This window comes from Alsobacter metallidurans, from assembly GCF_014636935.1.
GTDB classification, from domain to species: domain Bacteria; phylum Pseudomonadota; class Alphaproteobacteria; order Rhizobiales; family Beijerinckiaceae; genus Alsobacter; species Alsobacter metallidurans.
In genome coordinates, this window is record NZ_BMES01000001.1 from 1,576,845 (window position 1) to 1,591,211 (window position 14,367).

Consider the following 14,367-nt stretch of genomic DNA (forward strand, 5'->3'; position numbering starts at 1 on the left):
GCACGATGGATGCTTATAAGATCGGCGTCAACCTCGCTGTGACGTCTAACGCGCCGCAGTTCTTCTCGGCGCTGTCCCAGCAAGTGCTGCATCTTCACGCCAACGTGAACAAGCTGCAGGGCGGGCTCAACCGGCTCCACATGGTGATTGCGGGCGGGCTCGCCGCGAAGGCGGGGCTCGGCATCTTCCACGGCATCAAGGCCACGCTCGACGTCGCCAAGGATCTCTCCCACGAGCTGGTGCAGATCCAGAAGCTCGGCATCACGGGCGAGCAGTTCAAAGAGGTCCAGTCGAACGCGCAGAAGACCGTCGCCAATGTGCCGGGCACCGCGCAGGACAAGGCGCTGGGCGCTTACGGCGCGGCCTACTCGATCTTCGGCCACGATGAGGCGATCAAGCTCATGGAGCCGCTGGAGCGGTTCGCGCAGGTGCTGGGCAACACCAGCGGCAACTACGAGAAGGCGCACGAGAGCGTCTACTCCTTCGTCCGCGCCGGCGACCTCATGGGCAAGTTTGTCGACGAGACCACGCACAAGGTCGACCCCGAGCGGCTGCGCCACTTCATGGATCTGGGCTCCAAGGTGGTGCTCGGCACCCACGGCAAGGTCAACGCCGACACCTGGCTCGGCCTCGCGCAGCAGGGCGGCCCGGCGCTGTCGGGCCTGTCCGACAAGGGCCTGCTCACCATGGCGATTGCCTCGCAGGCGATGGGCGGCCAGCGCGCCGGTACTGCGCTCACCTCGCTCTATTCGCAGATGGTCGGCGGCACGATGACGAAGTCCAAGGCCGAGAAGCTCCGCGAACTGGGCCTCGTCGGCGACTTCGACGTCGGCAAGGGCGGGCACGTCCAGTTCCGCAAGGGCGCGCTCGACAACGACTTCACCCGGGCGCTCAAGACGGACCCCATCCAGGCGGTCGAGCACATGAAGGCGGCGCTGGAGAAGCACGGCGAGAAGACGATCGAGCAGCAGGTTCCGATGCTGTTTGAGATCCTCGGCCGTCAGACCACGCAGCGCCTCGTCCACGATCTGCTCCGCAACCTGCCGCAGATCGTGGGCGAGCGCGAGCGCATCGCGGGCGCGATGGGCACGGGCGACAGCGCCAAGCTGGCCGACGACAAGGATATGTCCAAGGCGATGCACAACCTCGGCGCAGCGTGGCGCGACCTGCAGCTGACGATCGGCAACTCGCAGCTGGCGATCGACTCGCTCAACGCCATCACGCGCGCGCTGCGCAGCTTCAACCAATGGCTGCAGGAAATCCCGCCCGAGCGGATGGAGACCTACCGGGCGGCGCTGTTCGGCCTCGCGGCGGGCCTCACGGCGCTGGGCGCGGTGTTTATCGGCGGCGCGCTGGTCGCGGCCATCGGCACGGGCGGCTGGCTGATCATCGGCATGGCGGCGCTCGCGGGCGCGATCGGCTCCTTTGTGGCGGCGCACTGGGACGAGTGCGTCGCGGCGATCAACAAGGTGAAGGACGCCATCGGGTCTCTGGCCGAGGGCTTCGTCAACTTCGTCAACAAGGTCGCCGGGCTCCTGGGCAAGCTGAATGGCGCGCCCATCAACGCGGGCAAGGCCGACACCGGCCCGAGCGCGGCCGAGCAGACCAAGGCCCCGCCCAAGGCCTCCACGCCCTATGACGCGGTCCCGGCCGGTCGTCCTGGCCCGCACCGCGAGAGCATGATGAACCCGATCTATCTCGACGGGAAAAAGGTCGGGCACCAGCTCGCCCGGGTCTATGGCGACCACTCCTCGCCCGAAGGCGGGGCCTATGCCGACGGACGCCGCGGCTGGCTCGCGCCGGACGCCGCTTACTCTTGATCGAGGATCCCCATGGCGACTGTTCCGCTGGTTCTGGGAGGCATCGTCTTCCAGGACATCGAAAGCCCGCCCAACGTCAACTTCGGCGGCGAGCAGCAGCTCGTCATCCATAAGCTGCCGGGCGGCAAGCGCGTGGTCGACGCCATGGGGCCCGATCCCGCGCCGATCCAGTTCGCCGGCCGCTTTCAGGGCCCCGGCGCAGAGGCGAAAGCCCGCGCGCTGGACGCCATGCGGATGGCTGGCTCGCAAGTGCCGCTGACCTGGTCGAGCTTCTTTTTCCTGGTCGTGATCAAGAACTTCGAGGCGACGTTTCAAGCGCCGTTCCAGGTGCTCTACCGCGTCGTCTGCGAGGTGGTCACCGATCCGGCGCAGGGCGCGCTCGGAGGCATCGCCAGCGCGCTGGGCGACCTTGTCGGCGGCGATCTCGCTGGCGCTGTGTCGCTGGTCGCGGGCGTTGCGGCTCCGGCGCTGGCGACCGCCGTAGGCAATGTCTCGACGGCGGTGAGCGCCATCGCGAGCATCAACACCGCCTCGTTCTCGGAGCTTGCGCCGGCGCTGCAGGCGGCGGGCGCGGCTGTGGGCGTCGCGCAGGCGGCCTCCAACGGCTTCGACGGTATCATCTCGGCGCTGGATGTCGGCGCGCAGGACGCGGCCAGCTTCGGCGCCAATCTGGCGACCATCGCGGACGCGGTGACGCAGCAGGGCGTGGTGCAGGACGTCCAGAGCCTCGTCGCGCGGGTCTCGGCCAATCTCAGCACGGTTCGCGGGTAAGGGGAGGGCGGCATGCCCAGCATCATCACCGCCACCTCGGCGAAGGTCATCACGGTGACGGGCGGGACGCTGTTTGCGCTCGCCCAGAAGTATCTCGGCGACGCCAGCCAGTGGAACCGGATCGCCAAGTTCAACGGCCTGACCGACCCCTTCCTCTCGGGCGTGGTCACGCTGCGGCTGCCGCCCGTCGACAAGAACGCCGGCAACGGAGGCATCCTCTATGGGTGAGCTGCGCAAGCCGCGCGCCTGGCTGGTGGTGAACGGCCAGTCCATCCCCTGCATGGACGCCGACGCCACCGTCACCACGCTGTCCTCGTCGGACACCTTCTCGGCCTCGATCCCGCTGGGCGCGCTGCCGGAGGGCATGGACGAGGCGTTCTGGGCCGACGAGCCCGAGATCAAGGCGCAGATGGTGTTCGCCACCGACCCTTCCGGCTCCGATCGCAAGGTGCTGGTGGACGGCAAGATCACGCAGGTGGACATCGAGTGGGGCGCGCGGATGCTGCGCGTCAATGGCAAGGACGCCACCGCCGACCTGCTCCACGCCAAGTCGAACGAGAAATTCCTCAACCAAAAGGCCGAGGAGATCGTCAAGACGATCGCGGGGCGCCATGGCCTCTCGGTGGAGACCGACGGGCAGACCAACAAGGCGGGCAAGACGTATCAGATCGACTGGAACAAGCTCACCGACCTCCATTCCGAGGCGGCGATCCTCCAGCACCTCGCCGACATCGAGGGCAAGGTCTGGTTCGTGAACGGCCAGAAACTGACCTTCAAAAAGGCCGACGACGACAGCCTGCCGGCCTTCCAGGTGCAATATGTTGCGCCCACGGCCCAGAGCTACGAGCAGGGCACCTTCATCCGGCTGCGAACCCTGCGCAACGTCGAGCTGGCCAAAAAGGTCAAGGTCAACGTCCGCTCGTGGAACACCAAGTCCAAGGAAGTGGTGAAGTCCGAAAAGGAGCTGGACGGCGGCGGCGAGCAGCCCCTCGTCTACGAGTACCGCGCGCCGGGGCTCAACCAGGAGCAGGCCGACCGCATCGCCGAGAAGCGGCTCGAGGAGAACACCCGCCACGAGCGCACCGTGGACGTCGACATGCCGGGCGACCTTTCGGTGGACGCCCACATGAAGCTGACGCTCAGCGGCACCGGCACCTCCTTTGACCAGGACTACGCCATCGACGCCGTCGAGCACCGCATCGGCATGGGCGAGGGCTACCGCATGTCGATCCGCTCCAAGAGCAAATCCAAGAAGCGGGGCAAGTGAGCATGGAAGACCTGTTCAACGCCATGCGGCGCGAGGCCCAGCGCATGGATCAGCGCCACGCCAAGAGCCGCGTGGGGCTGGTGACCTCGTGGGATCCCGACAAGCACGCCGCCAAGGTGAAACTGCAGCCCGAGGACGTCGAAACGGGCTGGCTGCCGGTGGCGTCCAGCCATATCGGCGACGGCCACGGCATCGCGGTGGGCCTGACCCCCGGTGACCAGGTGACGGTGGGCTTCCAGGAGGGCGACGTCGACACGCCGGTCATCACCGGCCGCGTCTTCTCCGACAAGGACAAGCCGCCGCGCGCTGAATCGGGCGAGCTGGTGATCAAGCACAAGTCGGGCGCCATCATCACCATCGACAAGACCGGAGCCATGACGGTCAAGAACGTCACCGGGGCCATGACCATCGACGCCGGGACCGATCTCGCCATCAAGGCGGCGGGGGCCATCGACATCACCAGCGCGACCCTCAAGCACAACGGCAAGAACATCGGCGACACCCACGTCCACGGCGGCATCGTCGTCGGCGGCTCCGACACCTCCACCCCGCACTGACCGGAGGGGCAATGCCCGACCTGTACCACTTCTGGGGCAGCGACCTGGTCGCTGGCTCCACCGGAGACGTGCGCACCGTGGACGGCTCCACGCTCGGCACCCAGCGCGTGCTGCGCCGGCTCCTCACCAACCCGGGCGACCTCATCTGGCACCCCGAATATGGCGCCGGGCTGCCGCGCCTCGTCGGCGAGCTGCTCGACCTGCCCGCCCTGACGGCGCTGATCCGATCGCAAATCTTTCTGGAGGACGCGGTTGCGCCGACGCCCGAGCCCACGATCACCGTCTCCCCCATCGCCAACGGCGTGAGCGTCTACATCCTCTATGCGGACGCCCAGACCGGACAGCAGATCACCCTCTCCTTCGACGTGAGCTCGTGACCATGGCCACCCTGAACGTCCGTTCCTTCACCGCTCTCGTCCAGGCGCAGGCCGCAGCCATCCAGGCCCGCGCCTCCGTGCTGGTGGACTTCACCATCGGCTCCATTCTGCGCTCGGTTGTGGAGAGCAATGCGGGCGTCGGCCTGTGGCTCCAGGGCCTCGTCCTGCAGGTGCTGCTGCTCACCCGCGCCGCCACCTCCAAGGGCGCGGACCTCGACACCTGGGTCCAGGACTTCGGCATGACGCGCCTCGCCGCGGCGGCCTCGGCCGGGCAGGTGACCTTCGCGCGCTTCTCCACCGGCATCTCCTCGCTGATCCCGGTTGGCGCGCAGGTGCAGACGGCCGACGGCACGCAGAACTTCACCGTGATCGCCGACAGCACCAAGCCGGCCTATTCCGCCGCGCAGAACGGCTATGTGCTGCCGATCGGCGTCTCGTCGCTGGCCGTGCCCGTGAAGGCGAACACGCCCTCGGCGGCGAGCAACGTCCAGGCGGGCTCGGTCACGGTGATGCGGACGGCCATCTCGGGCGTCGACACCGTCACGAACGCTTCCGCCATGTCGGGCGGCGGCGACGCGGAGGCGGATGCCGCGCTGCGCACCCGGTTCGTCGCCTACCTGCTTTCGCTCTCCAAGGGCACCAAGCAGGCGGTGTGCTATGCGGTGACCTCGGTGCAGGCCGGGCTCTCCTACACGCTCACCGAGAACTACGACTACGCCGGGAACATGAGGACCGGCTATTTCTATGTGGTGGTCGACGACGGCTCCGGCGCGCCCGCAGCCTCCATCATCAACGCCGTCTACACCGCCGTGGACGCGGTGCGCCCGCTCGGCGTCATGTTCGCGGTGTTCGCCCCGACCACGCTGACGGCGGAGGTGGCCGCCACGGTGACGACCGGGCAGGGCTACGACCACAACGCCGTGGTGGCGCAGGTGGGCGTGGCGCTCACCGCCTACATCAACGGGCTGGGGCTCGGGGCGCGCCTCGACTTCTACCGGCTGGCGGCGGTGATCTATGGCGTGTCGGGCGTCACCGACGTGACCGGCCTCTCGCTGAATGGCGGGACCAGCGACCTCATCGCCACCACCCAGCAAGTGATCAAGCCCGGCGCCGTGACGGTGTCCTAAAGGAGCGGCCATGGCGACCGGCGATCAACCCGACATCGTCTCCCGCCTCAAGGCGCTGCTGCCGCCCACCTGGTTCACGGCGAGCCCCATTCCGATCGTCGAGGGCCTGCTCAGCGGCGCGGCGAGCATGCTGGCTGGCGTCTATGCCCAGATCAGCTTCGCCCGGCTGCAGACGCGCATCTCCACCGCGACCGGGGGCTTTCTCGACCTCATCGCGCTCGATTACTTCGGCTGGCGCGTCATGCGCAAGACCAACCAATCGGACGACAGCTTCCGCGCCCGCATCCTCGAGGAGCTGCTGCGGCCGCGCGTGACGCGGTCCTCGCTGGTGGCCATGCTCACGGACCTCACCGGCCGCGCGCCCACCGTCTTCGAGCCGGCGCTGCCGGCCGACACGGGCGGCTACAACCTGCCCTGCATGGGCTACTCGCTGGCGGGCCGCTACGGCAGCCTGCAGCTGCCCTGCCAGAGCTTCGTCACGGTGCTGCGGCCCGCCTCCTCGGGCATCCCGTCGGTGGGCGGCTACGGCGCGCCTCTGGGCGGCTATGCCCGCGCCAGCGCGCTGGAATATGGCCAGCTCTCCCAGATCGTCGGATCGGTCACAGATCAGGACATCTATGACGCCATCGAGAGCGTCAAACCGGCTGGCACGATCGTCTGGACGAAGATCCAGAACTCGCCCGACGCGCCGCTGGTGCTGGGCCCGCGCCTGGATCTCGACTTCGTGCTGGACACCTCCGCGCTCTCGTGAGCGCACCACCTCATCTGAACGGGGAAAACCCTTGAAACTCTCTCGGATCCTGGCGCTCGTCGGGGCGCTTCTGCTTGGGCTGAGCACCGCCCCCGCCTTCGCGCAATACAGCGCCGGTCAGGTGCTGCGCGCCTCCGACATCAACAACATCATCACCCGAATCGTGGCGCTGGAGACGGCGGGCGTCGTACCGGGCAACGGTACGGTCACCTCGGCCAAGCTCTCGGGCGCGCTGACCATGCCGGGCGCGGTCTACATTCCGAGCGGCAATCTCGGGGTGGGCACGAGCACGCCGTTCTCGCGCTTCCACGTCATCGCCTCGGTGACGGGCGCGGCCCCGGCCGCCACGGGCACGGCAGACGCCGCCGTGATCGCGCGCTTCGCCAACGTCAACACGGCGCTGGACCTCGGCCAGTACGCTTCGGGCGATATGTGGCTGCAGGCGCGCAACTACACGGCACTCGGCACCCAGTTCAACCTGGCGCTGCAGCCCAACGGCGGCAATCTGGGCGTCGGCAAGGTTCCGACCACCACCCTCGACGTCAACGGCGTTGCGCAGGCCACCGCGCTGGCGCTGAACGGCGTCACGACCACGCCCACGATCGGCTTCTTCGCCCCGTCCACCAACAACCTCGCGTTCTCGACGGCTGGCGCTGAGAAAGCCCGCATTGACGCCTCGGGCAACTTCGGCATCGGCAAGACGCCGACCGCCAAGCTCGACGTCAACGGGTCCATCGCCGGTTCCTCGGCGACAATCACGGGCATCGTCAACGCCAGCGGCTACCAGCAAGGCGGCACGGCGCTCGAGCAGGCGCTCCCGGCCTTCACGGGCGACAGCGGCGGCGGCGGCGCGAAGGGCGTGGTCCCGGCTCCGGCCGTCGGCGACGCGGCGGCGGGCAAGTATCTGGCGGCGGGCGGCACCTGGTCGACCCCGGGCCAGTCGAAGATCGTCAAGCAGATCATCTACGCGCCGAACTCGGCCGGCGCGACCGGCACCGGCACCATCCCGTTTGACGACACGATCCCCCAGATCACCGAGGGGACGGAGTTTATGACGGCGACCATCGCGCCGACCAGCGCCTCCTCGACGCTGATTATCACGGTGACGGCGAACATCTCGCAGGACGCGACGGCGGTGCAGATGGCCTGTGCGCTGTACCAGGACGCCAACGTGAACGCCCTCAAGGCGGTCGCCCAATACATGCCGAACGCCGATATGTACCCGATCAACTTCAAGCATGTGATGACGGCCGGCACGACGGCGGCGACCACCTTCCGCGTCCGCTGCGGAGCGAACACGGCCACCACGACACGGTTCAACGGCTGGACCTCGGCTGTTCGTCTCTTCGGCGGCGTGATGGCCTCGGACATCACCATCCAAGAGATCTCGCCGTAAGCGCCTCCTGCCCTCCTTCGACCCTTCCTCGGCCGCCCCTGATCGGGCGGCTTTTCGCATTCTGAGGACCACAATGGACCGCCAGATCATCTACCCGGGCCAGATCCCACTCGACACCGACCTGCTCAACGCCGAGCGCTTCACCATGACGGCGCTGGGCGCGCTGATGCAGGCGGTGCTGGGCACCTCCACGGTGGTGGACGGCCTGCAGTGCGTTCCCTCCGCGCCCGCCTCGCTGAGCGTCCAGGTGCTCGCCGGATCGGTCTATGCGGTCCAGAACCTCGACGCCAACGGCTTTGGCTCGCTCGCGGCCGACACCACGCGCTCCATCGTCAAGCAGGGCATCTCGCTCGACACCACGGTGCTCACGCTCACCCCGCCCGCGACCAACGGCCAGGCGATCAACTATCTGATCCAGGTCGCGTTCTCGGAGACGGACGACACGCCGATTGTCCTGCCCTACTACAACTCGGCGAACCCGGCTCAGGCCTATTCCGGCCCCAATGGGCTGGGAACGTCGCAGATGACCGTGCGCCGCCAGAAGGCGCTGATCAGCGCCAAGGCGGGCGTCGCGGCCACGGCCGGCACCCAGACCACCCCGGCTCCGGACGCGGGGTACACCGGCCTCTACTCGGTTACGGTGGCCTACGGCGCGACGCAGCTGACCTCGGCCCAGATCACCCAGCTCTCCACCGCCCCCTTCATCAACCCGAAGCTGCCCGCCGTGGTCCCCGCCGTGCAGGCGGGCGCCTTCGCCTATGCGGTCGACACCGGCGCGGTCAACTCGCTGGTGGTGACGCTGCAGCCCGCTCCGACCTCGCTGGCGGCTGGCTTCTCCACCCACATCAAGGTGGCGAACACCTGCACGGGCGCGGGCGTGACGGTGAACGTCAACGGCATTGGCGCGAAACCGCTGGTGCTGCCCGACGGCACGGCGCTGATCGCGGGCTCCATCAAGGCGGGCCAGGTCATCCGCGTCACCTATGACGGCGCGAGCTTCTACCTCCAGAACGCCGGTTCGCCCGACTTCGGCGTGCTGGACACCCGCTACGTCATCAAGTCCGGTGACGACATGAGCGGCGGCCTGTCCATGCCCTCGCTGCGCACGCGCGGCGCGGCGGCCACGAACCGCGACTTCTTCGGCGAGACCGGCACCACCGACGCCAACGCGCTCGCCCGCTGGCTGATCCGCATGGCCGACGCCACGGCGGAAACGGGCTCCAACGCGGGCTCGGACTGGAGCATGGCGCGCTACTCGGACGCCGGCGCCTTCATCGAGATCGTCCTCAAGTGCCTGCGCTCCTCGGGCGTCTTCGACTTCGCCCGGCTGCCCACGATCGGCGGCAACCCGCTCGCCACCGCGCTGGGCGCGTCCATCTCCAACCAGCCGGTGGGCTCGGGCCTGATCTGGCTCGGCTCCTCGCCTCCCTCTGGCTACCTGGAGCTGGCCGGTGGCCTGATCTCGCGCACGACCTACGCCAACCTGTGGACGGCGGCGCAGGCGTCGGGAATGATCGTCACGGACGCGACCTGGACAACCGTTGGCAACCGAGCCTGGGCCTCGTACTCGCAGGGCGACGGGTCCACCACCTTCCGGCTGCCCGACTTCCGCGGCGAGTTCCTGCGCGGCTTCGACAACGGGCGCGGCGTCGACATCAGCCGGTCTCTCGGCATCCAGCAGGCGCACAAGACCGAAGACCTCTACGCCCAGAACGGCGGCACCCTGCGCCACAACGAAATCACCACCCCGTCGTGGACCTCGAACGTGGCCTTCCCGCTGAACAATAACGGGATCAACACCACGCAAAGCTCAGGCACCAAGGTCGACGTGCTGGGAACCGGCGAAACCCGGCCCCGCAACGTCCCCGTGATGTTCTGCGTGAAATTCTGAGGAGCGCGCCATGACCGCATATTGCTACGACCGCGAGACCGGCGCCTTCACGGGCGCCATCACGCCGCACCTGGACCCGCTCGAATCGGAGGCTCAGGGCCATCCCGTCTACATGCTCCCGGCATGTTCGACGGAGCTGGAGCCGCCGCCCGCCGAAGCCGGCAAGGTCGCGGTGTTCGCCGACGGCGCATGGTCGCTGCTCGCTGACCACCGGGGAGAGACCTGGTGGACGGCCGACGGGCAGAAGATCGAGGTTATCGGCCTCGGCGACCCCGTCGCGCATGGCCTGCAGCCGACTGAGCCGCCCCGCGTGCTCAGCAAGGACGAGCTGAAAGCCTACGCCGCCGCCAAGCGCTACGCCGTCGAGACGGGCGGCGTCACGGTGGGCCAGGCGCGGATCGACACCACGCGCGAGAGCCAGAGCCTGATCGGCAACGCGGTGCTCCTGAGCCTCTACACGGCTCCGGACGCCGTGGTGAAGTTCAAGAGCCTGTCTGGCTGGGTGACGCTGCCCAAGGACGCCCTCGTGACGATCGGCAAGGCCGTGGGCGACCACGTCCAGGCAAGCTTCGCCGCCGAGGAGGCGGTGGATAGCGCGATCGAGGTGGGGACCATCACCGACAAGGCGGGCGTGGACGCGGCCAACTGGCCGGGCTGACGCCCCTTCCATTCACCTTCAACGCATCGCGGGCCGCTCCTTCGGGGGCGGCCTTTTTCATGAGGCGCGCTCATGCAGCCCGAAAAGCTCCACGTCGTCACCGTCATCCACAATCCGCTGGGCTTCAAATCGCGCGAGCGGCTCTACTGGCCCTTCGCCCAGCACATGATTCAGAGCGGGGTCCAGCTCACCACCGTCGAGTGCGTCACCGGCGACGAGGGGCACAAGCTCGGCCGGGTGGCGGGCATCAACCACGTCCCGGTGAAGTGCTCCTCGCAGGTCTGGATCAAGGAAAACCTGCTCAACATCGGCCTCGCGCGGCTGCCGTCCGACTGGAAATACGTCGCCTGGATCGACGCCGACGTCCACTTCCGCGATCGGAACTGGGCCACGCGCACGCTCCACGCGCTGCAGCACTACCCGATCGTGCAGCCCTGGACTCAGGCGCTCGACCTCGGGCCGGGCGGCGAGGTGATGCAGCTCCACACCTCCTTCGCCAAGGTCTTCCATGAAAACCCTGACCGGATCGTCCCGGGCCAGGGCTACGGCGCGCCCTATCCCCACCCCGGCTACGCCTGGGCGGCGACGCGCGACGCCATCGAGCGCCTCGGCGGCCTGATCGAGACCGCGGCGCTCGGCTCGGCCGACCACCACATGGCGCACGCCATCGCGGGCCGAGTGGCCGGAACCGTTCCCAAGGGCCTCGGGCCGGGCTACCTGCGCCCGCTGCTGCAGTGGGAGAAGCGCGCCCAGCAGCACATCAACGGCGCGCTCGGCTGCGTGCAGGGCGTGATCGAGCACGGCTTCCACGGGACCAAGGGGAACCGGAAATACGTCGAGCGCTGGGACATCCTCAAGCGCCACGCCTTCGATCCGGACACGGACCTCAAGCGCAACGTCCACGGCGTGATCGAACTGGCGGGCAACAAGCCCGGCCTGCGCCGCGACATCCAGCACTACTTCGCCGCCCGCAACGAAGACGCCAACACCCTCTGAGGGAGGATCCCACCATGTCGATCTGGCCCCGCCAGCGCGACTGCGACGCCTTTTATGGCAACCCTCGCAGCAACGATCCCACCCAAGCCGCCGCCAGCTGGAAAAAGGCCAACCTGGTCCGCGTCGGCCAGCTCCCCTTTGTGATGCGCTACGCCGGTCAGCCGGTCACCAGCGTCGTCTGCCACCGCAAGGTGGCCGACGCCTTTCGCTCGGTGCTGGACGGCGTCTGGCGCCGCTCTGGCTGCGACCAGCGCGTGGTCGACGACTGGGGAATGAGCGTCTTCTCAGGCAGCTACAACTACCGCCTCATGCGCGGTCTCAATGTCCTGAGCATGCACTCCTACGGGTGCGCCTTCGACTTCGACGCGCCCCGCAATGCGCTGCACGACCGCACGCCGCACTTCGCTCAGTGCCCAGAGGTGCTCGCGGCCTGGAAGCAGGCCGGGGCTGTGTGGGGTAGTGACTGGAACGGCAACGGCTCAGCGGCCGACGAGCCGCGCGCCGACGGCATGCACTTCCAGTTCGCGACCCTCTGAACGACCGAACGCGCCGGAGGGGGGCATCCCCGGCGCGCTCATCATCCGTCCCGTACTCCCGTCCATAACGGTGCTCCCATGTCTTGGTTCCCCGATCGCAAAGTGCTTGCGGGCGGCTTCGGCGGCATTGTCGCCTGGCTGCTCACTCTCGTCCTCGCGCGCTACGGCATCCCGCTCACGCCCGAGATGCAAACCATGATCACCACGGGCGTCGGCATGCTGCTCGCCTATGCGGTTCCGCCCGCGCAGCGCGACATCATCCGCCACCTGAACGACGAGCTGGTGGCGATCGCCGCCGCCAAGGCCGACATCCCGGTGACGCCCGCCAAGGCGGCAGCCAGCATCAACGTCGTCGCCAAGCGCATTGCGCCCGCGCTGGTGATGTTCTGCGCGCTGGGGCTCGTCCTTGTGTCGCTGAGTGCCTGTCAGTCGGCCTCCGAGTCGGCCAAACCGCAGCTCGCCGCCGTGGTGCAGAATGTCGAACACATGACGCCCCAGCAAAAATACGAGGTGGCGTGCAATGCCGCCGAGGGGCTCCACTTCGCTTATCTCAGCTTCGTGGCGCCCAAGCAGAAGCCCGCCACCAACGCGCAGGAGCTGGCCGCCTATGAGGCGGTTCAGGCGGTGTGCGCAACGAAGCCTGAGAACTACGCCACCGGCATGGTCGCGATGCTCGCGGCCGTGAACGCCTACAAGCAGTGCGCGGCGACCTATAAGGCGCTGGCGGCAGCGAGCCCGGGATCGGGCGCCTGATGCCGGATCGCGAGCCCGATCCGAAGGTTCTCCTTCTCGACAACAAGGTTACGGGACTCGAGCGTCAGGTCGACGACCTCGCTAAGACGACCGCACGCGGTCTGGCGGACATCCGACAGGACACCCACCAGCAGCTCACCGCGATGCGGACCGAGAACACCGGCGAGTTCCGCGCGATCACAAGCGCGATCGGCGACCTGCAGAAGACGATCGCCGGCAATGCCGGGATCCGCGGCGCCCAGATTTGGCCCGCCATCGGGGCGATGACGGCAGTTCTCGGCCTCGTGGGCGGCATCCTATACTGGCCGATCAAGGACAGCATCGTGGAGCTGCGCACCAGCCAGAAAGACACCATCGGGGCCATCAACGAGCGGATGGTTCCGCGCGCTGAGCACGCCGAGAAGTGGCGTCAGAACGAGCATGACAACCAGCGGCTGGAGGAGCGGATCGATCGCCTCGAAAACATGCTGCTGCGCAGGAACTGAGTGCCTGCAGGCGCACGCCATTTCTGAGGTCGCGTGGACCCGTGCAGCTATCCCAGTCTAAGGGGTCCACCGTGCAAACAAACAGAGACGACGCGCCAAAGCGCATCGCCTCTGTCCGGCTCATGATGCCCTCGGAAGGCGGCATCAATCGAGGATGATAGAAGGTCGCCTGTTTGGGTCAACCATCACGTTGAACAACAGGCAAACTCGGGCATAACTGCCGACCGAATTAATGTTGTGGAACTAAGGCGGTCTGGATGGGGGCTGCTCATGATTGCGGGTGATGGGGGAGGGGGGCGTCGTTAGGCTGCGGCATTCAGCGCTGGCCTGAGGCAGCCCTCATATTGCGCGCTCCAACCCCGGTATTTGCCCGCTTTAACGCTACCTGGATTTCGCTTGGGGGTGCAGTGAACACCCACCGGCTAGGCACCTCTTGCGATTGCCGGGTGAGAAATGAATAGCCCGTGCTGCGCCAGTTGCGGATGTCGTCGCGCTTGTTGTCGAGCACTACGTCACCGCCGTCCGTAACGGCGGTAAGCACGGCGTGCCCCTCGCGGTTCTGGTCGAGCGCAGCCGTGATGAGGAGTCGGCCCGAAGGCCATCCGAGCGTGATGAGCTTGCGGCGCTTCAGGAGAGCGAAGTCCTCACAATCGCCGGCCCCGTCGTCGGGAAAGCCCCAGACGTCGGAAACGCCAAAGTGCTCCAAATCGGTCACCTGCCGTATGGTGCCGTTGACCTCGCGGTTCACCGCTTCAAGCTCGGCTAGCCGCTCGGGCGTTGTGCGAAAAGCGGCAGCGTCACCGCGGACTACGCATTCGCCAGGGTTCTTCTCGCAGAACGGGTAAAAGGCCTTAGGGGCGGGCGCAACGCCGATCACAACCATGGCGAGCGGCCGGGTTGCCGGACTCCCCGTCGCGCTACGGGGATTGGCTTCAGCCGGCGCTTGCGATGCGACGAGCATCAGCATCGCCCGGACCACCGT

Annotated in this window: 16 protein-coding genes; 15 read left to right on the forward strand and 1 reads right to left on the reverse strand. The window is 67.6% G+C overall.

What is annotated here, in order from left to right:
- The first annotated feature begins 5 nt into the window (after positions 1–5).
- The 15 genes from IEV99_RS07170 (at position 6) to IEV99_RS07240 (ending at position 13,385) form a co-directional block, all read left to right on the forward strand.
- Positions 6–1,820 carry a phage tail tape measure protein gene (locus tag IEV99_RS07170; RefSeq protein ID WP_188516984.1) on the forward strand — a complete coding sequence of 605 codons (1,815 nt, stop codon included), beginning with the start codon at positions 6–8 and terminating at the stop codon, positions 1,818–1,820.
- 12 nt (positions 1,821–1,832) lie between these two features.
- Positions 1,833–2,591 carry a hypothetical protein gene (locus tag IEV99_RS07175; RefSeq protein WP_188516985.1) on the forward strand — a complete coding sequence of 253 codons (759 nt, stop codon included), beginning with the start codon at positions 1,833–1,835 and terminating at the stop codon, positions 2,589–2,591.
- Positions 2,592–2,603: 12 nt separating this feature from the next.
- A complete protein-coding gene (locus IEV99_RS07180; RefSeq protein WP_188516986.1) occupies positions 2,604–2,819 on the forward strand; it encodes a hypothetical protein in 216 nt (71 codons plus the stop codon).
- On the forward strand, positions 2,812–3,858 hold the full coding sequence (locus IEV99_RS07185) for a phage late control D family protein (RefSeq protein WP_188516987.1): 1,047 nt from the start codon (positions 2,812–2,814) through the stop codon (positions 3,856–3,858). The genes IEV99_RS07180 and IEV99_RS07185 overlap by 8 nt, the downstream gene beginning before the upstream one ends.
- Positions 3,859–3,860: 2 nt before the next feature.
- Positions 3,861–4,415, forward strand: coding sequence for a phage baseplate assembly protein V (locus tag IEV99_RS07190; RefSeq protein WP_244643778.1), 555 nt, complete (start codon positions 3,861–3,863; stop codon positions 4,413–4,415).
- An 11-nt stretch (positions 4,416–4,426) separates the two neighbouring features.
- Complete coding sequence (locus tag IEV99_RS07195) at positions 4,427–4,792, forward strand: phage tail protein (protein WP_188516989.1); 366 nt, start codon at positions 4,427–4,429, stop codon at positions 4,790–4,792.
- Positions 4,793–4,794: 2 nt separating this feature from the next.
- A complete protein-coding gene (locus tag IEV99_RS07200; RefSeq protein ID WP_188516990.1) occupies positions 4,795–5,919 on the forward strand; it encodes a baseplate J/gp47 family protein in 1,125 nt (374 codons plus the stop codon).
- 10 nt (positions 5,920–5,929) lie between these two features.
- A complete protein-coding gene (locus IEV99_RS07205) occupies positions 5,930–6,670 on the forward strand; it encodes a UCP028438 family phage-derived protein (protein ID WP_188516991.1) in 741 nt (246 codons plus the stop codon).
- Positions 6,671–6,701: 31 nt separating this feature from the next.
- Positions 6,702–8,066, forward strand: a complete 1,365-nt coding sequence (locus tag IEV99_RS07210) for a hypothetical protein (protein WP_188516992.1) — start codon at positions 6,702–6,704, stop codon at positions 8,064–8,066.
- Positions 8,067–8,139: 73 nt separating this feature from the next.
- Complete coding sequence (locus tag IEV99_RS07215; RefSeq protein WP_188516993.1) at positions 8,140–9,957, forward strand: phage tail protein; 1,818 nt, start codon at positions 8,140–8,142, stop codon at positions 9,955–9,957.
- 10 nt (positions 9,958–9,967) lie between these two features.
- Positions 9,968–10,615 carry a DUF4376 domain-containing protein gene (locus tag IEV99_RS07220; protein ID WP_188516994.1) on the forward strand — a complete coding sequence of 216 codons (648 nt, stop codon included), beginning with the start codon at positions 9,968–9,970 and terminating at the stop codon, positions 10,613–10,615.
- Between the two features lie 72 nt (positions 10,616–10,687).
- The gene (locus IEV99_RS07225; protein ID WP_188516995.1) at positions 10,688–11,611 is read left to right on the forward strand and encodes a hypothetical protein; all 924 of its coding nucleotides are present in this window, start codon (positions 10,688–10,690) and stop codon (positions 11,609–11,611) included.
- A 14-nt stretch (positions 11,612–11,625) separates the two neighbouring features.
- Complete coding sequence (locus tag IEV99_RS07230; RefSeq protein ID WP_188516996.1) at positions 11,626–12,147, forward strand: M15 family metallopeptidase; 522 nt, start codon at positions 11,626–11,628, stop codon at positions 12,145–12,147.
- A gap of 78 nt (positions 12,148–12,225) precedes the next feature.
- Positions 12,226–12,900 (forward strand): hypothetical protein, encoded by a 675-nt coding sequence (locus IEV99_RS07235; protein ID WP_188516997.1) that lies wholly within the window; start codon positions 12,226–12,228, stop codon positions 12,898–12,900.
- The gene (locus IEV99_RS07240; protein WP_188516998.1) at positions 12,900–13,385 is read left to right on the forward strand and encodes a hypothetical protein; all 486 of its coding nucleotides are present in this window, start codon (positions 12,900–12,902) and stop codon (positions 13,383–13,385) included. Before IEV99_RS07235 ends, IEV99_RS07240 begins: the two co-directional genes overlap by 1 nt.
- A gap of 316 nt (positions 13,386–13,701) precedes the next feature.
- On the opposite strand, the gene IEV99_RS07245 is transcribed toward IEV99_RS07240, so the two are convergent.
- A complete protein-coding gene (locus tag IEV99_RS07245) occupies positions 13,702–14,352 on the reverse strand; it encodes a transglutaminase-like cysteine peptidase (RefSeq protein WP_188516999.1) in 651 nt (216 codons plus the stop codon).
- Between the last annotated feature and the right edge of the window lie 15 nt (positions 14,353–14,367).

Bases quoted from the DNA above. Each gene is read 5' to 3' on its own strand.
- IEV99_RS07170 (WP_188516984.1), top strand. From the start codon at position 6: ATGGATGCTTATAAGATCGGCGTCAACCTCGCTGTGACGTCTAACGCG.
- IEV99_RS07175 (WP_188516985.1), top strand. From the start codon at position 1,833: ATGGCGACTGTTCCGCTGGTTCTGGGAGGCATCGTCTTCCAGGACATC.
- IEV99_RS07180 (WP_188516986.1), top strand. From the start codon at position 2,604: ATGCCCAGCATCATCACCGCCACCTCGGCGAAGGTCATCACGGTGACG.
- IEV99_RS07185 (WP_188516987.1), top strand. From the start codon at position 2,812: ATGGGTGAGCTGCGCAAGCCGCGCGCCTGGCTGGTGGTGAACGGCCAG.
- IEV99_RS07190 (WP_244643778.1), top strand. From the start codon at position 3,861: ATGGAAGACCTGTTCAACGCCATGCGGCGCGAGGCCCAGCGCATGGAT.
- IEV99_RS07195 (WP_188516989.1), top strand. From the start codon at position 4,427: ATGCCCGACCTGTACCACTTCTGGGGCAGCGACCTGGTCGCTGGCTCC.
- IEV99_RS07200 (WP_188516990.1), top strand. From the start codon at position 4,795: ATGGCCACCCTGAACGTCCGTTCCTTCACCGCTCTCGTCCAGGCGCAG.
- IEV99_RS07205 (WP_188516991.1), top strand. From the start codon at position 5,930: ATGGCGACCGGCGATCAACCCGACATCGTCTCCCGCCTCAAGGCGCTG.
- IEV99_RS07215 (WP_188516993.1), top strand. From the start codon at position 8,140: ATGGACCGCCAGATCATCTACCCGGGCCAGATCCCACTCGACACCGAC.
- IEV99_RS07220 (WP_188516994.1), top strand. From the start codon at position 9,968: ATGACCGCATATTGCTACGACCGCGAGACCGGCGCCTTCACGGGCGCC.
- IEV99_RS07225 (WP_188516995.1), top strand. From the start codon at position 10,688: ATGCAGCCCGAAAAGCTCCACGTCGTCACCGTCATCCACAATCCGCTG.
- IEV99_RS07230 (WP_188516996.1), top strand. From the start codon at position 11,626: ATGTCGATCTGGCCCCGCCAGCGCGACTGCGACGCCTTTTATGGCAAC.
- IEV99_RS07235 (WP_188516997.1), top strand. From the start codon at position 12,226: ATGTCTTGGTTCCCCGATCGCAAAGTGCTTGCGGGCGGCTTCGGCGGC.
- IEV99_RS07240 (WP_188516998.1), top strand. From the start codon at position 12,900: ATGCCGGATCGCGAGCCCGATCCGAAGGTTCTCCTTCTCGACAACAAG.
- IEV99_RS07245 (WP_188516999.1), bottom strand. From the start codon at position 14,352: ATGCTGATGCTCGTCGCATCGCAAGCGCCGGCTGAAGCCAATCCCCGT.